The sequence below is a fragment of the Pseudoalteromonas denitrificans DSM 6059 genome (assembly GCF_900112265.1).
In the GTDB taxonomy this organism is placed as follows: Bacteria; Pseudomonadota; Gammaproteobacteria; order Enterobacterales; family Alteromonadaceae; genus Pseudoalteromonas; species Pseudoalteromonas denitrificans.
Genome location: NZ_FOLO01000057.1, coordinates 1 through 22429, shown reverse-complemented (window position 1 = coordinate 22429; position 22429 = coordinate 1). Strand labels below are relative to the sequence as shown.

Here is a 22429-nt window from a genome sequence, read left to right as displayed (position 1 = left end):
AATTAATATCGCCTTATAATAAAAATATTTTAGCATTGGCATTACTGAGCAGTTCAAATTCCTCAGAATTTTTATCCATTACCAGCTGGCTTCTCCCCTCAATTAAGGCCATAAACTCAATCTTTTTAACAGTATTATCAAGTTGTATATGCAATATTATTTTTTTAGTGTGATGATGAGTTGCACTATGTTCAATCGTTAAAATAACATAAACCTGCTCTACATGTTTTTTACTTACTTTAAATTTTAAACTAAAGCCCTTGCCAACCCTTTCTTTCAACTCTTTTTCACTGCTTGCTGCTGCTTGTAAGTCGCTGAAAGAAAATTGGTATTGTTCAAGTAACTTTAAGTATTGCTTACGGACATTTAAGTTTTGCTTGATTGCTAACTCAACTTTTTTATTTTCAATTTGATTATGCGAAAATATATACGTAAATATTTCCCCAAAAAGTACAACCGTGTCATTTTTGGCTTGCTGTATCTGTTCAAACTGATCATTTGCAATATAAATTTTCTCAGCTAAGTCATGCTCTGAATATTGTGAACTATGATCCATTGCCAACTCCATAAAGTGAATTAAACTTATTAAAGAATATGGAAACATCTGAGCTGAAATTTTCTTCTTTTGTATTCCCTTGCTTATTTTTATTTAATACTAAAACATTTAAATTACTCATAAAGCGAGATAATTCTTTTTTCAATAATAACAATAAATCTTGCCCTTCATGATAAATTTCAAGATCTTGCAACAAAGGTAATTGATTAAAACCAGACTTATTATTTGCATTAAAAACCTTCGTTGCATAATTCAAAGTTTTATTTAATTCGGGCAAAATAAGCTGCCATTGTGGTAATGCTTTAAATACGCTTTGAATATCATTTAAGTTATTCTGTTTAACTTCTGTCGCTAATAAGCACTGTAAGTCTTTTAATAATTTTTTATCTTCAACCAATTGATTAAACAAACTAAACATTTGTCCTTGCTGATGTTGATGATTGATATGTAATAAGGTCCACAAAGTATCAAAAACTTGCTTTAGAAGGTTTTCATTGACCCTAATAAAAACTTCATATCCATCCTCAGGTAAAGTATTTAATTTTTGCTTGATTAACTCAACATTATTTTTACGAGCTGATTGCACTATAGATGCCTGCCACGTACCGAAAATACAAACCCGCGCTAAAGTCAGTGATAATGTCTTTGAAGTAGGTAAAGTACTAATGAAAGGTTTAAGATCTGATATTTGATTTTTAGTTAAAAACTTAGGCTTTAAGCATAACCAGTCTATTTCTAATTTTTGTGATTGCAATTGCATCAGGTTTAACTCTAATAAATCAGCAGATATTTCACCTGCTTCAACATTAGCACCGATAGATTGCGCTGTTCGCGCATTTATTTTTAATTGTGCGACCTTGATTGCTTGCTGAAAATCAACCAATTCATAAAAACAACTGGTAAATAACTTAAAACCTAAATTGCTACCTTCGTCACTTGAATCTAACCAAAAATTTAGAATAAACTCATCTGTTAGCCAAAGTGCCTGTTCTGATACTGCTTGTTTTGATATTACTTCATCTAAATAATTTGCTATATAACGAAAGCGACGCTGTATTTGAGCAGAGCTAAGATGGAGAGTTAAAAATTGATAAATATTTTTTTGTAGTTCTGATGATATAGATTTAATTTGATTGACATCACAATCCAATAAATCGCGTTCTAAATCGATTAATATTTTAGGCTCAACATAAACTAAAAACTCAATAAAAGAAGCTAACAAACCCACACGTGAAATAGAAATATCAAACTGACTTTTCGAAAATTTTAAGTTTATTGCATTATCAATCAAAGAGATTTTATAATTTTCACTAATTTGGCTTTTTTGAAAAAAACTTTTAGTCTGATTTGCTGATAAATATTCATTTTGCCAAAAATAACTCAATAAAGAAGGAAACCGCTTCACTAGAGGTCTTTTTCCCTCAATTTCTTTACTATAATTTACGATAGCAAAACAAAAATAACTTAACTCTAAGCAAAGCTTGCCGTAGTTTCTGCAAACAATACTTTGTGCAAGGCTGTCTATTTCATGCTTTTTAAATTTCATTTGCTCTAAGCAGTGTAAAGAAGGCATTTCTCGTAAGGCGTAAAATATGCCTTGAAGTTCATCACTAATGCCAAAATTAGTGATCACACTACTTATTGTTTGATTTCCCATGGGATCCCTAATTTAGATCTTGTGCTAAGCGAAAGCCATCATCATCAACCCGCGAGTTTTTTGCATGTCGATACCTGACACCTAAACGTAACTGACTTTTTTTACTTTTAAAGGAACCATCTCTTAATACCGCTTTATCGCAACGCCCTGTCAACCATGCTTCACCGTCAATTGGTGCACCTTTGAAATTATCATTCCAACAATCTTGTACTAATTCTTTTACATTACCGTGCATATCATATAACCCAAAATCATTTGGTGGATATGTTTTTACATTATCAGGTGATTTTTGCTTTGAGCATTCATTAGAATAATAACCAAAACGTGCTTTTGAACAATCTATGCGATCCCCCCAAGAAAATTTATCATCACTGCCTGCTCTTGCCGCATATTCCCACTCAGCTTCACTCGGCAATCGAAATTTCTGACCTGTTTTATTATTAAACCAAGGTATAAATTGCTTTGTTATTTCATGCCAATGAATATTTATAACAGGCTGTTTGCCTCTTTGCCCATGACTTTTAGGTTTATGTGTACATGCTTTATCTTTATAACAAGCATCCCAGAGTGCAAAAGTGACTTCAGTTGACATTAAATTAAATGACTTAACATTAACCTCATGTATTGGTACCTCATAACTGCTAATATTTTTAGCTCCCATACTAAAACTACCTGCTGGGATTGTGATAAATTGCACATCAAACAAGTGTAAAAATTCACGCTTAGCTTTGAATTTTTCGACATTATTTAAGGCTAGTTTATAATGTTGTCCCTCTGGGTTTGCTTTAATATAGTCCAAATAGCTTTGTTCTGAGTTTATTTTTTTTGCGATAGACCACATTTCATTATCTTCACTACTTTCATTTTTTTGCCTTTGTAAAACTAAATTTAATAGCTTCTTTTTTGCTTGAGATAAATATTTTTTTTGCCCTGTTCTTGCTAAATATTTTGTATATGAAACTTCATTATGGTGGATTAAAGCCTGCTGCCAATCAGTTTCATCTTGTTGTTGAAGTGCATTTTCTTCATCATGAATCAACTTATTTAAGTTTTCTTGCGCTTGTTTTAAATAACGGCTTTGTGTATTTAATTCGATATAACTTGCATACACTGATTGGGTGTTTTCAATTTTTGTGGCTTGCCATTTTTTATATTCCAACTCATCACGTCGAGATTGAGCTAAAGCTGAATAATCACCTTTATCAAACTTTTTAGTGAAATTTTGATAACTTTTAATATTATCAGATTTCTTAGCTAACATCCAAGCATTTTCTTCCGCTTCAAAATGCTCAAACCAATAAATTGATGTAAAAGTAAATGCGATGATAGTAATTAAAAGTAACGCTTTATTTTTAAACCGTAAGATATGTAAAAGTAAATGATTTATGCTTATTTTTAATTTAGTATTCTTTACTTCTATTTTAGAGTTATTATTTTCACTAAATTTATTACTTGACTGATCAACCTTACTTCTTTCATTAAAAAAATTAGTTACTTGCTGCTCACTCAACCCAATTGATTTACCAGCATCCAACAAAGCGGCTTTTGTTTTTTCATCTAAATGTATTTTACTTGAATACTTATTTAAACTTTTAAGCCAGTTTTGCAAAGGTAAAATTTTGGCTTTGATATTAATTTCTATTTCTGCAATAAAACTATCTAATGACTCATTATCAAGCCCTACAGCATGTGCCATAGCAAGAAGCATTATTTTATCTTCTTGTGATATTTCACCTTTACTCACTAATAAATCAGAAATTTTAGCGTACAAAACCCTAAGCTCAGTTTTGATTTTAAGCTCTGGAATTTCATTCATAATTACAATTTGTCATTAATCGAGTTTACAGTCCTTAATAATAACCATCAATTGCTCAATTGAGTTATCTCGTTAATTGGCCATCGGCTTGGTAGATAGACTCCCATTGTCTTACATTTTTCTTACGTGTCAACATGCTTATGTCCTCAGGAACTTCTCTTTGGACTTTTACATCAAACGTTTTTTCAGTTTTTCTATGGTGTTTATTACGAGTAAGGTTATGGCGTCTTATTTTTCTAATTTGACTTAGCTTTTTAAGTTCAATTTCAGATAGGTATTTATATTCTTCATCGTCATCCAATAAATAACTCTCATTACTCTTTTTTGCAAAGTAGTTCTGGGTATGCTTTTTTATCAGCTTATTGACTAATCTATGGCTCCTAAAACTTTTACTAGTAGAAATAACCTTACGTACATAACCACTTGTTGCAGGAATGACTTGTAAACTACCATCATACTGCTTAACTGCTGAACCACCATTATAATGCGATAAAGCAATCTCTAATCTTTCATTATAAGCATGCATTAATTTTTTCAAATACTTGATACCTATCTCTATATTAGTAGGGATATCATAAAGCTGTTCAGCTGATGTGTTAAACTCTCCAAGTGCTGTTGCTGGCATTATTTGCATAACACCTCTTGCACCTGCATGACTTAATGCATCACCTTCAAAATTAGATTCTACTTTTGCAACCGACAAAGCAAGTACGGGGTCTAAATCATGCTCTATCGATTTTTCAATTATGATATTCATAATTTTTAATTTATTTGATTGATATGAAGCCTGTACATTTAGCGAGCAAAGTAAATATGCAAAACTAAAAATCATTACTTTATATATATGAATCATTATAGATCCTCCAAACGTGTTAACCATTGATCGTTTAAGGTCGTTATGGAAAGGTTTGAGTGTTTTATTTGCGACTTTAAGCTAATAACTTCAGAAATAGGCAATGAACGCTCAATTGCTAATAAAAGAGGCTGTTCATGCTTATACTTGTGTGATGAAATTTTATTTAGCATTTGATCATAAAAAGACCCCTGAAAATATATAACATATTGCATATCTTCAGTTTGATTACTTTTGTTTTTTTCTATCTGACTGTCAGTCACTTTTACGCTGTTTTTTTTATTTAAAATGGATTCTGACTTTTGTTTAGGAGGTACACCTATAGATAATAAGGCTAAAATTAGCAAGGCAAAAAAAGCCATCGACAAGGCTAAAGCAACTTCAGTCAATGCTTGAGTTGTAGAATTTTCTTGCTCTTTTAATTTAATCACCACTGCAACCTCTTATTTCTATTACTTACATATGTGATAGTTATAAAAAGGTTTAAGAGGTTTTATTTAAACTAGTGGTAGAATAGCAAATATTAAATTTCTTCTATTTGCATATTAAAACAAAAAATAAATGCTTCTAATTGATTTGTAAGGTGTATTTTGATTTCAAACATATTTAAACAACCTATTATTATTCTATCTGCCCCCAGATCTGGTAGTACGTTCTTATTTGAAACCCTCTCTAAAGGCAATGAACTATGGACTATCGGTGGTGAAAGCCACGCTGTCATTGAAGGAATGCCTCAACTTTGCCCAGGCTATAAAGACTCAATATCGAATGAATTAACAGAACATGATGCAGATCCCAAAACAATAGAGCAGCTAAAATTTAGATTTCAATCTTTATTAAAAAATAATGAAGGTAAAACATATTCAGAAGAAATAAATGGCCCAATTCGATTTCTTGAAAAAACACCTAAAAATGCATTAAGAATAAGGTTTTTAAGTAAAGTATTTCCTGATGCTAAGTTTATTTATTTAGTAAGAGATCCAAAAGAAAATATTAGTAGTATGATTGATGCATGGAACTCAAAACATTTCATAACTTACCCTTATTTGCCTAACTTTAAAAACCGCTGGTCACTTGTTTTACTCCCTAATTGGCCTTCTTTAGTTAATAAAACGAATCATGAAATTGCAACTCAGCAATGGAAAGTCTGTAATTCAACAATATTGGAAGAGCTAAAAAAGCTACCTGAAGATAAATGGGAAATAACTAACTACTCAGATCTTATTGATAATCCAGATCAAGAAATTTCAAAATTATGTCGATTCATAGGTATCAACAAAAATGAAAACTTTCCAGAACTTGGAAAAAATGAATTACCACTGTCTGAGTTCACATTAACAGAGCCTAAAAAAAATAAATGGCATAAAAATGCGCACCTTCTGGCCAGCCAAATGAATCAATTAGAAACACTTATAGATGACATAAACTTAGAACTTTCTAGAAGTAACGCAACAAAAATCAATAATGTTATTGCTTTAGATAATGTAAAAAACAACTGATTGCATAGAGAAAAAAATGAAACTAGTTCACGAATTTTATAAATTACCATTTGTATTCGACATTTCTCGGTTACAGCAAGAAGTTAATCAGTTTAACGAAAGTGATTGGCAGCCCCACCATGAAAACTTTAAGGGTAACTTTGCTATTCCCTTAATTAGTGTAGGTGGCTCAAATAACAATCAATTCAAGGGCGCAATGGCCAGCACTAAAGCGCTTGAAACATCACCTTATTTACAACAAGTAATAGCCTCATTTGGTGATGTTTTTGGTCGCTCTAGGCTAATGCGCTTAGATCCTAACTGCGAAGTTCCGCTGCATTTTGATATTAACTACCACTGGTATAATAGAGTTAGAATTCATATTCCTATATTTACAAACACAGATGTCACTTTTTATTGTGGAGATAAAAAAACACATATGGCAGAAGGTGAATGCTGGATCTTTGACTCATGGAAAAACCATAAAGTCGTTAACGCTTCAGAAAAAACGCGAATACACCTTGTAATTGATACCACAGGATCGAGAGATTTTTGGAATACGGTAGACAAATCAACTGTGCCTTGGCTCGAGTCCCCTGTAAATAACGAACAATTGATTCCATTTTCACCTACGCACAATACGAATATAAAAATAGAAAAATATAATGCCCCTATTGTTATGCCTCCTGGTGAAGTTAATCATATGATTTCAGAGTTTATAAATGAGCTTACAAGTGCTCAAGAAAATCAGTTGACTGAAATAGATAAAATTAAAAATCAATTAAGAGGTTTTAGCCAAGATTGGACTCAATTATGGGCCCTATATGGTTCTTCTGAAAGTGGTTGGCAACATTATCATAATTTAAGAGATACAACATTTCATAACGCTAAACACCTAGCAAATTCATTAAAGTTAAGTAATGGGGAAAATGCTTTATTAATGTTAATTCACTGCATTATAGATCCGGCCTTAAGCCCCGATGTTAAAACTTAAAAAATCCACTATGTAGAATTTAGAAATAAAAAAGGTTTGATTAAAAAATCAAACCTTTTTCTTTATATTAACTAAGTAATAAATGAGTTCAGCTCAATAAATTTTTACTGACCTTTTATCTCACTACGGCCTTTGTAAGCAACTTTATCGCCTAAAGTACCTTCAATACGAAGTAGTTGGTTATATTTAGAAACACGGTCAGAACGACATAATGAACCAGTTTTAATTTGGCCCGCAGCCGTACCAACAGCTAGGTCAGCAATTGTTGCATCTTCCGTTTCACCTGAGCGATGTGAAATAACAACTGTAAAACCAGCATCTTTAGCCATTTTAATTGCTTCTAACGTTTCAGTAAGCGAACCAATTTGGTTGAATTTGATTAAGATAGAGTTACCGATGTTTTCATCGATACCACGTTTAAGGATTTTAGTATTAGTAACAAATAAATCATCACCTACTAATTGTACTTTTTTACCAATTTTATCAGTTAAAATTTTCCAACCAGCCCAATCACTTTCGTCTAAGCCATCTTCAATTGAAACAATTGGGTGACGCTCTGAAAGACCCGCTAGGTAATCAGCAAAGCCAGCTGAATCAAATACTTTACCTTCACCTTTAAGGTCATATTTATCATTAACATAGAACTCCGATGCAGCACAATCTAGCGCTAATGTAATATCTTTATTCATTTCGTAACCAGCAAGTGTTACAGCTTCTGTAATAATAGCGAGTGCTTCTTCATTTGATGCTAAGTCTGGTGCAAAACCACCTTCATCACCAACAGCAGTACTTAGACCACGCTCACTTAATACTTTTTTAAGTGTATGGAAAATTTCAGCGCCCATACGCAGTGCTTCAGTAAAAGTTGATGCACCAACTGGTTGGATCATAAATTCTTGAATATCAACATTGTTATCAGCATGTTCACCACCATTAATGATATTCATCATAGGTACTGGCATAGAGTATTGACCTGAAGTGCCATTTAAATCAGCGATATGTTCGTAAAGTTCAACACCTTTATCAAGTGCAGCAGCTTTAGCAACAGCTAATGACACAGCAAGAATAGAGTTTGCGCCAAATTTTTCTTTATTTTCAGTACCATCAAGCTCAATCATAATGGCATCAATTGCAGCTTGCTCAACTGGGTTTTGACCAATTAAAGCTTCACCAAGTTCACCATTAATGAAATTTACTGCTGTCAGAACACCTTTGCCTAAATAACGTGATTTATCACCATCGCGTAACTCTAATGCTTCACGGCTACCTGTAGATGCGCCAGATGGTGCACAGGCACGGCCCCAAAGACCATTATCTAAATGCACATCAGCTTCAACAGTTGGGTTGCCGCGTGAATCCATTATTTCACGACCAATGATTTTTACTATTTTTGACATTTTAGTTCCTCTTCCCAATGATAGTTTTAATAATTCGTGATATTTAATTTTCAATTAAATTTTTACAATATAAAAGCCGTGTTAAAACACGGCTTTTATTAAATCATTACGATGGTAATGATGATTTTTGATATTCTTTGGCTGCTGCCACAAAACCTTCAAATAATGGGTGTCCATCACGAGGCGTCGATGTGAACTCAGGATGGAACTGAGCAGCAATAAACCAAGGATGGTTTTTATTTTCAATGATTTCAACTAGCTTTTTATCTTCAGATAAACCGGTGAAAGCAAGGCCTGCCTTTTCTAGTTTCTCAACGAAGTTATTATTAACTTCATAACGATGACGATGACGTTCAAAAATTTCATTTGAGCCATATACTTCAGATACTTTAGAGCCAGGTGTTAAATAACATTTTTGTGAACCTAAACGCATAGTGCCACCTAAATCTGATGCTTCAGTACGTTGTTCAACTTTACCTTCTGAATCTAACCATTCTGTAATTAAGCCTACAACAGGTGCATTACTGTTTGCATCAAACTCAGTTGAGTTTGCATCCTCAAGACCCGCAACATTTCGAGCAAATTCAATTAACGCGACTTGCATGCCTAAACAGATGCCTAAATATGGTACTTTATTTTCACGTGCATATTGCGCAGTCCTGATTTTACCTTCAACCCCACGGCCACCAAAACCACCCGGAACAAGTATCGCGTCTAAGTCAGCTAATACTTCTACGCCTTTACTCTCAACATCTTGAGAGTCTACATATTTGATATTAACCGTTACACGGTTTTTAAGACCCGCGTGTTTTAATGCTTCGTTTACTGATTTATATGCATCAGGTAATTCAATATACTTGCCAACCATACCAATTGTTAATTCAGCAGTTGGATTAGACTCTTGATAAAGCACTTGCTCCCACTCTTCAAGATTTGCTTCAGGGCAATCTAAATGGAAACGACGACATACTAAATCATCTAAACCTTGTGATTTTAATAATGCTGGAATTTGATAAATGCTTGGCACGTCTTTTAACGAGATAACAGCCTTTTCTTCAACATTTGTAAATAAAGAAATTTTAGCACGTTCATTTGCAGGTATTGCACGGTTCGAACGACATATTAATACATCAGGTTGAATACCAATTGAGCGCAGCTCTTTTACTGAATGTTGAGTAGGTTTAGTTTTAAGTTCACCTGCAGCACCTAAATATGGTAATAACGTTAAATGCATATAAAGTGCTGATTCACGACCTAATTCAGTACCTAATTGACGAATAGCTTCAAGGAAAGGTAAAGATTCAATATCACCTACTGTCCCACCAATTTCGACCATAGCAACATCATAACCTTCAGCACCTTCAATTACACGACGTTTTATGTCATTTGTAATATGCGGGATCACTTGAATCGTCGCACCTAAGTACTCACCTTTACGTTCACGGCGTAAAACATCTTCAAAAACACGGCCTTGTGTAAAGTTGTTTTTCTTTGTCATTTTGGTACGAATAAAACGCTCATAATGACCTAAATCTAGATCTGTTTCTGCCCCATCTTCAGTTACAAAAACTTCACCATGCTGAATTGGACTCATAGTACCAGGATCAACATTGATATATGGGTCTAGCTTTAGAATTGTCACTTTTAAACCGCGCGCTTCTAAAATTGCAGCTAATGATGCAGCAGCAATACCTTTACCCAAAGATGAAACAACGCCACCCGTTACGAAGATAAATTTTGTACTCATGAGAACCCTAAAATGTGAGAAAAACAATATACCCAAACTACCTAAAGACACAGAGTTTAATGGAAGTTAAAATGATTAAAATCAAGAATTGATTTTAGGAAAGCTCTACTCCCTTGTCAAAATCAATAACATAATTATAATTTAAAACCATTAAAGAAATGCTTGAGGAATTCAACTTCAATTTACATTTATTTGAATCATTATCTTCATATAAATGTGCTTAAAATTAGAATTGCGCAAGCACTTTAAGTTTTATATCTTTAGGTGGTTTAGGTATTTACCAAGACGGGAAAAAATTATACTAAAAAACACCTCTTTTCTCAATGAGAATTATAAAAAAATGAGATCATTTCTTTTTCTCATTTATCTTCACGAGATCCCAGGCATTATCCATTTGTTCTAAAGTCGCATCAGTGAATTTAATATTCATATTGTTCAAATGTTCTTCAACTTGTACAAATCTATTTGTAAATTTTTGATTTGCTTTTCGTAACAATTGTTCAGGATCTCTTTTTGCGTGTCTAGCTACATTTACTAACGCAAACATCAAATCACCAATTTCCTCAGCCATTTCATCTGAATATGGATTTGAATCAAGCGCTTCTTCAACTTCAATAACCTCTTCTTTTACTTTATCCCATGCACCAGATATTTTAGGCCAATCAAACCCAACATGCGCAACACGTTTTTGTATTTTATTTGCCTGACTTAATGCGGGCAAATTTTTTGGAATATCAGCTAAAATAGAGATTTTTTTACCTGCTTTTAACTCTCTTTCTTTTACTTTTTCATTTTCCCAGTTTTGTTTTATTTGTTGTTCGTTCTCAAAGTTTTGTTTAGTAAAAACATGAGGATGTCGTCTAGTCAATTTTTCACATACAGTTTCAACCACGTCATTAAAGTTAAATTGATGGTCTTCTTTGGCCAATTGAGCATAAAAAACCACCTGAAATAACAAATCTCCCAACTCTTTTTTTAACTCTTCAAAGTCACCTTGTTCGATGGCATCAGCCACTTCATACGCTTCTTCAATTGTATGCGGTATAATTGAATGAAAGGTTTGCTTTAAATCCCATGGACACCCCGTTTTAGGGTTACGCAATTGCGTCATAATTTCGATGAGATTTTCAATAATGTGCTTAGACATAACATCCTTTTAAATTAATTTAAGTTTTAAAGCTGTAGATAAGATTGGACAACCCTTTTGCCACATTAATGTGGCAAAAAAAGCACTAAAACGAACTCATTGCGGATCAAGCCTAATATTCATTGCACAATAAACCTTAAATGTTCATAAAAATAACTTATTAACATCCTTCTCACTATGAAGCCTTAATTATAGTTATAAAAAAGCTCATGAGTGATAACGTTTTGCCTCATAAACACCTTCAATCTGCTGCACCTTAGTCAAAACACGATTCATTGCAGATAAATCTGTAATTTCAAGTTTCATATCAAAAATTGCTAACTGTTTTTTTGGTTGAGTATTTAAGCTCATATTTAAAACATTTATTTTTTCATTTGCCAGTACAGAACTAATATCACGCATCAAGGCGGGTCTGTCATTAGCCTCAATTCGAATTGTTAAAGCATAACTAGTTTGCACATCTTGAGCCCAGCTCACATCAGTAACACGTTCAGGTGTTGAGTTACTCAATTGCATAAACTGTTCGCAATCAATGCGATGCACTGCAATGCCACGACCTAAAGTGATATACCCTGATATTTCATCCCCAGGAACAGGTTGACAACAACCCGCAACATGACTCATTAAACTACCAACACCATCAACAACTATCCCGTTTTTATCTCCTTTAGAAGAAACAGCTTTATTGTGATGTTTAAATTTAGGGATATCATCTTTTTCTTGTTTACTCTGCAAATAATTTATAAATTGCGCTAAACGTACATCTCCCGCACCTATTGCAACTAATAGCTCATCGATTTGATTGAAATTAAACCGTTTTACAGCCCCTTCTAACTCTTTACTGGTTAAGTCATGTTTTGCAAGCTCAGCATCTGCAATCTCTTTACCTGCAGCTAAATTTTTATCTCTGTCTTGTTGCTTAAACCAATGATGAATTTTAGCCCGTGCTCGTGATGATTTTATATAACCTAAAGAAGGGTTTAACCAATCACGGCTTGGCCCAGGTTCTTTTTTTGTTAATATTTCAATTTGGTCGCCAGTCGCTAATTTATGAGTAAAAGGCACTATTTTGCCAAAAATTTTAGCTCCTATGCATCTATGGCCTACATTTGAATGGATATAATAAGCAAAATCCAATGGAGTTGACCCCAGAGGTAAATCTACAATATCTCCAGAAGGTGTAAAGACATATGCTCGGTCTTCGATCACCTGATTTTTTAATTCTTCAGCAAGCTCTAGATCATCAGCCAAGCCAGAATCATCAACAACTTCCTCTTGCCATTGCAATAAAGAGCGAAGCCAATTTATTTTTTGATCATAACCTGACTTTTTACCCGGTAACGCACCTTCTTTATATTTCCAATGTGCAGCCACCCCTAACTCTGCATCTTCATGCATTTCTTGTGTTCTTATTTGAATTTCAACTGTTTTTCCTTCAGGGCCTAATACAACAGTATGAATTGATTGATAACCATTAGGTTTAGGTGTCGCAACATAATCATCAAACTCTTTATGCAAATGCTGCCAGTTTGTATGTACTATGCCCAAAGCGGCATAACAATCTTGAATACGATCAACAACAACTCTAATAGCTCGGATATCAAATAGTTGCTCAAAGTCATAGTTTTTTTTATACATTTTTTTATAAATGCTATAGATATGTTTTGGCCTACCGTATACCTGTCCATCAATCTTTGCTTCATCTAATTTAACTTGAATTGAAGCAACCATATTTGTCATATAGGTTTCACGATCAAGGCGTTTATCATCTAATAATTTTGCTATTTTTTTATAATACTCAGGATGCAAATAACGAAAAGAAAGATCCTCTAACTCCCATTTTATCTGTCCTATGCCTAAACGATTAGCCAAAGGTGCGAAAATACTGCTTGTTTCCTTTGCCGCAATTACACGCTCTTCTTCACTGGCATTTTTAACACTCCGTAAATGACATACCTGTTCAGCGAGTTTGATTACCACTGCACGCACATCTTCGACCATAGCCAAAAGCATGCGTCTGATATTGTCTATCTGTACCGTGCCTTTATTTTGATGCGCTAAAGTACTGATTGTTGCCATTTGGAAAACGCCTTTAAGCAACATAGCCAAAGACTTCCCAAGCGTAGATTCAACATCTTCTATCGAAATAACTTTACGTAAGTAAAAAGGAGTTAAATAAGCCGTCGCCAAAGTTTCAGGGTCCATATTTAACTCAGCTAAAATTTCAACCATTTCCCGAGCTTGTTCGAAAGGTAAGTTTTCATCTAATTCATGACAAAAATCAATCGCCAAACGCATCGATTCTAATTGCTCATCATTCAAATCAATTAACTCAAGCCAATGAATATTAGCATCTTCATTTAAATGAGATTGACGGATTGAAACCATAAAATACTTCCTTTTAACTTCTACTAGGTATAAACAGTGCCATAGTTTCAACATGACCCGTATGCGGGAACATATTCATTAAACTAACTTTATCTATTTTAAATCCCGCATCAATGATTAATTTACTGTCTCGCGCTAAAGTAACAGGATCACAAGATACATATAATATTCGAGAAAAACGTTTTAATTTCAGTTGCGATAAAATATCAAACGCACCTGCACGGGAAGGATCCAGTAACAATACATCATATTCTTGTTTAAACCACTTTGCCTTAACCATAGGTTCATTTAAATCTTGGCAATAAAACTCTGTATTGGTTACTTTATTATCCAAAGCATTAAACTTTGCCATTTCGACCGATGATGCAACACCTTCAATTCCGACAACCTTGTTTGCAATTTTTGCCATAGGCAAACTAAAATTACCAATACCACAAAATAAGTCCAGTATTTTTTCATTTCTGTTTAAATTTAGCCAATCAATTGCTTGTTTTAACATCAACCTATTAACTTTATGATTAACTTGAATAAAGTTATCAAGAGAAAAGTTTAATTTCAGATCGAATTCATCTAAATAATAATGTAATAAATGTGTTTTATTCTTATTTATTTCTACCTGCTCATCTGGGTTTTTATTATAAAATTGATATTGCCCTGTTTCACCTTCAAAAACCAATTGCCATTTATATGGCTCTGTAGCGGCTACAATTGATTTAATATCTTTTTCATTTAGCGCTTTAATATGACGGATCACTATCAAAGCCTGATTTTCTGTTTTATATAATTGTAAATGTGTAATCGATTGAGCTGCTTTTAATTTTGCTAGAAGTGGACTAAATACACTAAAAATATCACTAAAACAGGATTCTAAAACCAAGCAATTTTTAATATTGATTATTTTTTTTGAGCCTTTTTGTCGATAACCTAATAAAAGTTCATTTTTTCTTTTATCATAAAAAACAGCAATACGCGCAGTACGACGATAAGCTAGTGGAGCACTCTCTATTGCAGGTTGCCAATTTAAATCATGTAATGTGCTAGAGTTTGAAGTACCTAAAAACTTATCAAATAAAGATGATACCGCTTTTTGCTTTTCTATCATTTGCTGTTCTGGTGCTAAATGTTGTAATTGACAACCACCACATAATTGATAATGTTCACAGAAGGGCTTTACTCTATATATATTTGATTCTATTATTTTTTGCACAGTCAAACGTTCAAATTTAGCTTTTGCTTGTATCGGTTGTGCCAATACTATTTCACCCGGTAAAGCTCCTTCAACAAAACACACCTTATTATTATCTCTTGATACGCCAATACCATCATGATTCAAAGAGTCAATTTTGAGTTGCTTCTTCTCTTTTGCAACGCTCTTTTTTTGAGGCTTAAAAAATTGTGCCATTGTACTGCCTTGGTTTTGTATATTGGTGACTAAATTGCACTTTAAATTCAATAATTAAAGTGCAATGATTGATAAAGCAAAAGTTAAGCTTTACTCTTATACGATTAAATTAATAAATAAAAAAATCATATTTATGACTAAATTAGGTTTAAGAGAATGGGTTTTATTACTCACTTTAGTACCCGCAATGATCATAGGGTTAATACTTGGTTCTTATTTTACTATAAATCGCTATTTAGAATTAAATGATTTTTTAATTGATCAGGGCACAAATATAGCTGAACCTTTAGCTATTGCAGCCGAAAATGCATTAATTAATAAAGATAAAAAGACCCTCAACCGTTTAATTAGTCATAGCCACAATAAACATTCACCTTTAATTAAAAGTATTGCTATTTTTGATGATGAAAATAAATTAATTGTAACAAGTAACTTTCACCGGCACTTTTCACAACTAAAACAAAATAAAAAAACTGAGTATCATAAAAATACTTCCACAACATTTTACGATACTTATATCGTATTCCATACGCCTATATTTGATCATTCAGCACCATTTAATAGCTTAACCCTAACAGAAGCTTTGCCTATCATCGGTTTTATTGCTGTACAAATTAATAAAGATCAAGCAATTATGGAAAAACAAAAATCTATCATTTTAAGCATTTTTGTTATTTTACTGACCTTATTATTTGCTTTAATTTCTGCTTTTAAATTAAGTCAATTTTTGGCGAAACCATTAGGAAAAATAGTTTTTGCAATAGACCAGCTAAAAGAAGGAAAACAGGATATTGCGATAGAGCAACCTATGAGCGGTGAATTTGAGCTGATCCGACATGGTTTGAATGATATATCGCGAAATATGATAGTACAAAAAGATGAAATGCAAAAACATATCGACCAAGCAATTAGTGACTACAGAGAAACTCTAGAGCAATACGAAACGCAAAATATTCAATTAAATATTGCTAAACAAGAAGCGCAAGATGCTAACAGAGTAAAATCTGATTTTTTAGCAAAAATGAGCCACGAGCTCAGAACACCATTAAATGGTGTCATAGGTTTTACAAGACAATTATATAAAACGCCTTTGAATAAAAATCAAATCGACTATTTAGATACTATCGAATTATCAGCTAATAGCTTATTAAGCATTATTAGCGATATTCTCGATTTTTCAAAACTTGAAGCTGGTGCAATGGAGCTTGAAAAAATACACTTTCAACTCAGAGATACAGTAAATGAAGTATTAACTTTACTTGCACCAAGCGCACATGAAAAATCTTTAGAGTTATCTATTTACATTCAAAATACAGTACCTGAAAATTTAATTGGAGATCCGACTAGATTTAAACAAATATTAATTAATTTAATCAGTAATGCGATAAAATTTACTGAAACAGGTAGTGTTACAATCGATATAGAATGTCGCATTTTTGACATTAAACATACGTCATTACTTGTTTCAGTCAAAGATACAGGCCATGGCATCAGTTCAGACAAACAAGACTCATTATTTATGGCATTTGGCCAAGCTGATTCAAGTATCACCCGAAAGTTTGGTGGCACAGGTTTAGGTTTGATAATAACCAAACACTTAGTAGAAGCTATGAATGGTGGTATTTCATTAAATTCAGCGTTAGGGAAAGGAAGTTGCTTTACTTTTAATGCCCTATTTGAGTTACCAGAGCATAATTACATAGAAATACTGCCAATCGAAAGTTTAAAACAAAAACGTGTTTTATATTATGAATCTCATGAACATTCTTTTGATGCGACATTATCAATATTAAAAAGTTGGCACGTCCAAGTTGAAGCATGTAGAACGATTAATGAATTAGAAAGTGCATTAAAACAAGAGTTTAATTTTGATATATCAATTATAGGTCATAGTGCCTCACCAGATACTATCAAAGATATTCGAACCTTAGTGAGTATGACACGAGAGCATACCGATTATTTATATTTAATGGTAAATACTGTTTCTCATAATATGCGAGAAGCACTGGTGACTATTGGTGCCGATGCCTGCTTAAGTAAACCTGTAAATCATAAAAAGTTGTGTGAAACATTAGCTGCCCCTTATCGTTTAGATCACCCGACAATTCATACCCCAACTCCAAAAGAACAAATTTTACCTTTAAAGGCTTTAGTTGTTGATGATAATGCTGCAAACCTTAAACTTATTTGTACTTTGTTAAACGAGCAAATAGAAACGTTAGATACAGCCCACAATGGCGCTCAGGCACTTAGCCTGGCAAAAAGTCGTAAATACGATTTAATATTTTTAGACATTCAAATGCCAATAATGGATGGAATTACAGCATGTAAAATGATTTTAGACTCATCCTTAAACGAAGATACACCTATTATAGCGGTTACAGCACACGCATTAGTCAGTGAAAAAGAACATTTGTTAAAAACGGGTTTCAGAGGCTATTTAACTAAACCATTAGATGAAGATATGTTACGACAGGCTATTCATGAATATGGCGAACATAATACACCCTCAAATAAACCAAGCACTTCAAAAAGTAAAAAACCTAAGCAACAGATAAACTCTTCTGAAGCTCCTTTTCAAAGCCATGTTATTGACTGGCCACTCGCTCTTGAACGTGCAGGTGGAAAAAGTGCGCTCGCCCATGAAATGTTACATATGCTAATGACGAGCATTCCTGAAACACAAAAAAAATTAGAACAAGCATATATAGATAAAAAGCGAGAAGACATTCTGCAAGTTATTCATAAGTTTCATGGGGCATGTTGTTACACTGGTGTGCCTAAATTAAAACAACTGGCAGAAACATTAGAAATATCACTTAAAAAAGGAGCAAAGATTCAAGATATAGAACCTGAACTTTTTGAATTTCAAGATGAATTAATTAATCTTTTATCGGATGCCAATGTAACAGAAGCTTAAATCAGAATAAATATTCGATTACTCTTTAATAAACTGAGTTAAAATATTTCAAAATCTCTTATTTTTTTCTTATATCATGCTGAGACTTTACTTAAATCTGCATCGCAGATTTAAGTTCTTTTATTTAATAAATAAGTAGCAAAAGCAATAAATAACAGACTAGGTACAACTGCACCTATTACTGGTGGGATTTCATATACAAGTACAATTGGGCCAAATATTTTATCAGTTAAATTAAAGACTATGCCAGTAACAACTCCCATGATGATCCTAGCGCCCATAGTTACTGTACGCAGTGGGCCAAAAATAAATGACAATGCCACAAGTAACATTACAGCAATAGACACAGGTTGCATTATTTTTCTCCAAAGCGCGAGTTCATAATGGCTGGTATCTTGGTCGTTCTGTTCTAAATATTTCAAATAAGACCAAAGACCAGAAAATGCTAGGGACTCAGGTTTTACGGAAACAACACCTAATTTTTCTGGTGTTAAGTCTGAGCGATATAACTCCTGCTCTAAAACCTCAGATATTACCTTGTCTTTACTAATATTAATGCGATTAATATCATTGAGCATCCAACCTTGAGCATGAAAGGTAGCAAACTTAGCTTGCGTGATTTGTTTTAATTCCAACGTGTTTTTATCAAAATTATACATATTTAAACCATCTAAGCGCCCTGATGAATCTAAGTTTTCAATGTTAATAAAAACATCGCCATCTTTAGCCCAAATACCTTTTTTTGCATTAAAAACACTACCACCTGATATTGCAGAAACCCTTAATTCCTTGGCCGTTTTTTGTGCTTCTGGCACTCCCCATTCACCCAATGCCATCATGCATAAAGCTAAAAACAATGCAGTTTTCATTACAGATAAAATAATTTGCAAACGCGACATTCCAGCCGATTGCATCACAACAAGTTCACTATTTGAAGCTAATGCGCCTAAACCCGTTAAACCACCAATCAAAGCCGCCATTGGAAAAAACACAACTAAATCACCAGGTATGCTATATAAAGTATAAAGACCTGCGGTTGCTAAATCATAGCTACCACGACCAACAGATCTTAATTGATCAATAAATTTAAGTAACGTATTTAGTCCAACTAAAACCATCAAAGCAAAACCGGTTGTTTGTATAATGCTACGGCCTAAATACCAATCAAGTGTTTTCAACTCTTCTTGCCTTTTAAAAAATGCTTAAAAATAAATAAATTCGTCATTTAATACGTATTTTAATCGTGTTAAAAACAAAATTAATTTCTCTGTCTTTTAAATAACTTTGCAGAAACATAGGAGCCAATAGGCCTACCTTTTAAAATAAATAATGTGCCTATAAATAAAGCTGATAAATGAATCCACCATAGGCCCAATGATTGTGGAATTTTACCATCAGCAAGTGCAAACTTTGCGGCATTAAGTAAAATAAAATAGCCTAAATACAAACCAAGAGCAGGTACTAATTTTGCAAACTTACCTTGTCGAGGGTTAACGACACTTAAAGGTACCGCCAATAATGTTAAAATAGGAATTGATAATGGAATTGCAATACGCCACTGAAACTCAGCCCTAGACTCATTATTATCCATAACAGCAAGTTCATGGCTCGAAACAGCTTTTAATTTGCGTCTTTTATGTTCAATTGCTTGCTCTTGAATTTGAACTTCATATCCATCAAATTCTGTATACGTTAATTCTTTACTCTTATTTTGAACTTCATATCTTTTACCATCTGTTAAAATCAGCTTCTGTTCGCCAGATATATTTTCAACGACCGTGCCTTTTTGCGCATATACTATTTGCGATTTTTTATTTTCAGACTTTAAAACTTGCTCTTGTGATAACTCAGGAAGTTGAGCTACAAAAACTCTCTTCAGCTCTGCGCCACCTTGGTTTATATCATGAATAAATACAACCGCTTTACCATTTTCAGTTTGTTGAAAGCGCCCAGCTCTAAGAGAAGATAACCCTGCATCAGCTTCAGCTTTTTCTTTCAATTGATATTCTTGCTCACTCGCCCATGGTGCTAAATATAAAGTTAAAACACCTGCAAATATAGCCATCACAAAACTAGACACTAAAGTTACTCGCGTTACATACCACTCACTAACACCACATGCTCTAAAAACAGTCATTTCACTGTCAGCATAGATACGGCTATACGCTAAAATAATACCAAGAAAAACACTGAGCGGTAAAATAAGGGAAGCGAGCTGAGGCAACTTAAGTGCAAGAAATGACATCACTAATTTACCAGGGATCCCCCCTTCTGATGCCGAACTTAAAATGCGAACAAATTTTTCACTGACAAAAATAGTCATTAAAGTAAAGAAGACCGCCATTTGAGATTTAAATACCTCAGCAGTCAAATAACGAAAAATTAGCAATCTGCGCCCCTATAAACATGTCTTTTCACTGGAATAGTGTGAAATTTCAAGTAAACTTGTTATTTTTAGAACTTAATTATATGACATTGGCGCTGAAGATACACAAAAAGTTATTAACAGCGACAATAGTAAGCAGATAAAAGGCAGGTGTCGCTATGGAATTTAGCGTAAAAAGCGGAAGCCCGGAAAAACAAAGAAGTGCTTGTATTGTTGTGGGTGTTTATGAACCTAGACGTTTGTCACCAATAGGTGAGCAATTAGATCGCATTAGTGATGGATACATCTCTAATTTATTACGTCGTGGTGACTTAGAAGGCAAGCCTGGGCAAATGTTATTGCTACATCACGTCCCCAATGTATTAAGTGAACGTATACTATTAGTGGGTTGTGGCAAGGAACGTGAATTAGATGATAAACAATATAAACAAATAATTTCTAAAACCATTAGTACTTTGAACGAAACGGGTTCTATGGAAGCGGTCTGTTTTTTAACTGAGCAACATGTAAAAGGCAGAGATACATATTGGAAAGTACGCCAAGCAGTTGAAACAACTCAAGATAGCCTTTACACCTTTGATCAATTAAAAAGTAAAAAAAGCGATACTCGCCGTCCATTACGTAAAATAGTATTTAATGTACCCACTCGACGTGAACTTACAATTGGTGAAAATGCCATTGATCACGGTTTATCTATAGCCGCAGGTATGAAATTATGTAAAGACGTTGCAAATATGCCTCCAAACATCTGTAATCCAGCATATTTAGGCGAAGAAGCGAAAAAAATTGCAAGTGAATTTGATAAAATCAAAGTAAATTTAGTTGGCGAAAAAGAAATGGCTGAATTAGGAATGAATTCATATTTAGCTGTCGGCCGTGGTAGTGAAAATGAATCCATTATGACCGTCATTCATTATAATGGTGCGCCTGAAGAACAAACACCAATTGTATTAGTAGGTAAAGGCCTCACCTTTGATTCTGGCGGTATTTCATTAAAACCGGGCGAAGGCATGGATGAAATGAAATATGATATGGGTGGTGCCGCCGGTGTTATTGGTACTATGCGTACACTGGCACAAATGAACTTACCAATTAATGTTATTGGTGTATTAGCCGGATGTGAAAATATGCCTGGCTCAAATGCATATCGTCCAGGTGACATTTTAACAACCATGTCAGGACAAACTGTTGAAGTATTAAATACCGATGCTGAAGGGCGATTAGTTTTATGTGATGCTTTAACTTATGTAGAGAGTTTTGAACCTGAAATCGTAATAGATGTTGCAACCTTAACTGGCGCCGTTATCGTGGCTTTAGGACATCATGCAACTGGTATTTTAGCGAATCATAATCCGTTAGCACATGATATTTTAAAAGCGTCTGAGCAAAGTGGCGACAGAGCTTGGCAACTACCTTTATGGGATGATTATCAAGATCAACTTTCCAGTCCATTTGCAGATTTTACCAATTTAGGTGGCAAAGCAGCAGGTACGATTACAGCCGCATGTTTCTTATCTAAATTTACTAAAAAATATAATTGGGCACATTTAGATATCGCTGGTACAGCTTGGCGAAGTGGTGCAAATAAAGGCGCGACAGGTCGTCCTGTTGCCATGCTATCGCAATATTTATTAAACCGTGCTGAAGAAACTCAAACTCAAGAGTCTTAATAGAGTTAAATTATATAT

General features: G+C 33.7%; 16 protein-coding genes. 4 read left to right on the top strand and 12 right to left on the bottom strand.

The annotated features are described in order from the left end of the window. Nucleotides 1-13 precede the first annotated feature (13 nt). From BM088_RS22370 to BM088_RS22350, 5 genes are all read right to left on the bottom strand, one after another. Entirely contained in the window at nt 14-556 is a 543-nt protein-coding gene (locus BM088_RS22370; protein WP_091990094.1) for a hypothetical protein, read from the bottom strand. Continuing rightward, a complete protein-coding gene (locus tag BM088_RS22365; protein WP_091990090.1) occupies nt 546-2213 on the bottom strand; it encodes a hypothetical protein in 1668 nt (555 codons plus the stop codon). The genes BM088_RS22370 and BM088_RS22365 overlap by 11 nt, the downstream gene beginning before the upstream one ends. Nucleotides 2214-2220: 7 nt before the next feature. Next, nucleotides 2221-4029: a formylglycine-generating enzyme family protein gene (locus BM088_RS22360; protein ID WP_091990087.1), complete on the bottom strand. Its 1809-nt coding sequence runs from the start codon at nt 4027-4029 to the stop codon at nt 2221-2223. A 64-nt stretch (nt 4030-4093) separates the two neighbouring features. Beyond that, the gene (locus BM088_RS22355; protein ID WP_177208142.1) at nt 4094-4882 is read right to left on the bottom strand and encodes a lytic transglycosylase domain-containing protein; all 789 of its coding nucleotides are present in this window, start codon (nt 4880-4882) and stop codon (nt 4094-4096) included. Further along, nucleotides 4882-5313: a hypothetical protein gene (locus BM088_RS22350; protein WP_218156547.1), complete on the bottom strand. Its 432-nt coding sequence runs from the start codon at nt 5311-5313 to the stop codon at nt 4882-4884. The genes BM088_RS22355 and BM088_RS22350 overlap by 1 nt, the downstream gene beginning before the upstream one ends. A gap of 159 nt (nt 5314-5472) precedes the next feature. Here BM088_RS22350 and BM088_RS22345 point away from each other — a divergent pair, with 159 nt between their 5' ends. Both BM088_RS22345 and BM088_RS22340 read left to right on the top strand, forming a co-directional pair. Then, on the top strand, nt 5473-6381 hold the full coding sequence (locus tag BM088_RS22345; protein ID WP_177208141.1) for a sulfotransferase family protein: 909 nt from the start codon (nt 5473-5475) through the stop codon (nt 6379-6381). Nucleotides 6382-6397: 16 nt separating this feature from the next. After that, nucleotides 6398-7354, top strand: a complete 957-nt coding sequence (locus tag BM088_RS22340; protein ID WP_091990077.1) for an aspartyl/asparaginyl beta-hydroxylase domain-containing protein — start codon at nt 6398-6400, stop codon at nt 7352-7354. A 104-nt stretch (nt 7355-7458) separates the two neighbouring features. Here BM088_RS22340 and eno read toward each other — a convergent pair whose 3' ends face one another. From eno to rlmD, 5 genes are all read right to left on the bottom strand, one after another. Then, nucleotides 7459-8751: a phosphopyruvate hydratase gene (gene eno / locus BM088_RS22335; RefSeq protein WP_091990075.1), complete on the bottom strand. Its 1293-nt coding sequence runs from the start codon at nt 8749-8751 to the stop codon at nt 7459-7461. A 106-nt stretch (nt 8752-8857) separates the two neighbouring features. After that, nucleotides 8858-10498: a CTP synthase gene (locus BM088_RS22330; RefSeq protein WP_091990072.1), complete on the bottom strand. Its 1641-nt coding sequence runs from the start codon at nt 10496-10498 to the stop codon at nt 8858-8860. A 346-nt stretch (nt 10499-10844) separates the two neighbouring features. Further along, entirely contained in the window at nt 10845-11645 is an 801-nt protein-coding gene (gene mazG / locus BM088_RS22325; protein ID WP_091990070.1) for a nucleoside triphosphate pyrophosphohydrolase, read from the bottom strand. Between the two features lie 207 nt (nt 11646-11852). Next, on the bottom strand, nt 11853-14033 hold the full coding sequence (gene relA / locus BM088_RS22320; RefSeq protein WP_091990067.1) for a GTP diphosphokinase: 2181 nt from the start codon (nt 14031-14033) through the stop codon (nt 11853-11855). A 13-nt stretch (nt 14034-14046) separates the two neighbouring features. Beyond that, nucleotides 14047-15435, bottom strand: a complete 1389-nt coding sequence (rlmD, locus tag BM088_RS22315) for a 23S rRNA (uracil(1939)-C(5))-methyltransferase RlmD (RefSeq protein WP_091990065.1) — start codon at nt 15433-15435, stop codon at nt 14047-14049. A gap of 133 nt (nt 15436-15568) precedes the next feature. Here rlmD and barA point away from each other — a divergent pair, with 133 nt between their 5' ends. Further along, entirely contained in the window at nt 15569-18355 is a 2787-nt protein-coding gene (barA, locus tag BM088_RS22310; protein ID WP_091990130.1) for a two-component sensor histidine kinase BarA, read from the top strand. 110 nt (nt 18356-18465) lie between these two features. On the opposite strand, the gene lptG is transcribed toward barA, so the two are convergent. Together lptG and lptF are read right to left on the bottom strand one after the other, a co-directional pair. Further along, the gene (gene lptG / locus BM088_RS22305; protein WP_245763897.1) at nt 18466-19473 is read right to left on the bottom strand and encodes an LPS export ABC transporter permease LptG; all 1008 of its coding nucleotides are present in this window, start codon (nt 19471-19473) and stop codon (nt 18466-18468) included. Between the two features lie 140 nt (nt 19474-19613). Continuing rightward, complete coding sequence (lptF, locus tag BM088_RS22300) at nt 19614-20744, bottom strand: LPS export ABC transporter permease LptF (RefSeq protein WP_091990059.1); 1131 nt, start codon at nt 20742-20744, stop codon at nt 19614-19616. A gap of 155 nt (nt 20745-20899) precedes the next feature. Between lptF and pepA the strand changes: the two genes are divergently transcribed. Continuing rightward, a complete protein-coding gene (gene pepA / locus BM088_RS22295; protein WP_091990056.1) occupies nt 20900-22411 on the top strand; it encodes a leucyl aminopeptidase in 1512 nt (503 codons plus the stop codon). Nucleotides 22412-22429 lie beyond the last annotated feature (18 nt).

Coding starts and splice junctions, on each gene's coding strand:
- BM088_RS22340 (WP_091990077.1), top strand. CDS start 6,398: ATGAAACTAGTTCACGAATTTTATAAATTACCATTTGTATTCGACATT.
- lptG (WP_245763897.1), bottom strand. CDS start 19,473: ATGGTTTTAGTTGGACTAAATACGTTACTTAAATTTATTGATCAATTA.
- relA (WP_091990067.1), bottom strand. CDS start 14,033: ATGGTTTCAATCCGTCAATCTCATTTAAATGAAGATGCTAATATTCAT.
- BM088_RS22360 (WP_091990087.1), bottom strand. CDS start 4,029: ATGAATGAAATTCCAGAGCTTAAAATCAAAACTGAGCTTAGGGTTTTG.
- rlmD (WP_091990065.1), bottom strand. CDS start 15,435: ATGGCACAATTTTTTAAGCCTCAAAAAAAGAGCGTTGCAAAAGAGAAG.
- mazG (WP_091990070.1), bottom strand. CDS start 11,645: ATGTCTAAGCACATTATTGAAAATCTCATCGAAATTATGACGCAATTG.
- pepA (WP_091990056.1), top strand. CDS start 20,900: ATGGAATTTAGCGTAAAAAGCGGAAGCCCGGAAAAACAAAGAAGTGCT.
- barA (WP_091990130.1), top strand. CDS start 15,569: ATGACTAAATTAGGTTTAAGAGAATGGGTTTTATTACTCACTTTAGTA.
- BM088_RS22370 (WP_091990094.1), bottom strand. CDS start 556: ATGGATCATAGTTCACAATATTCAGAGCATGACTTAGCTGAGAAAATT.
- BM088_RS22365 (WP_091990090.1), bottom strand. CDS start 2,213: ATGGGAAATCAAACAATAAGTAGTGTGATCACTAATTTTGGCATTAGT.
- eno (WP_091990075.1), bottom strand. CDS start 8,751: ATGTCAAAAATAGTAAAAATCATTGGTCGTGAAATAATGGATTCACGC.
- BM088_RS22330 (WP_091990072.1), bottom strand. CDS start 10,498: ATGAGTACAAAATTTATCTTCGTAACGGGTGGCGTTGTTTCATCTTTG.
- BM088_RS22355 (WP_177208142.1), bottom strand. CDS start 4,882: ATGATTCATATATATAAAGTAATGATTTTTAGTTTTGCATATTTACTT.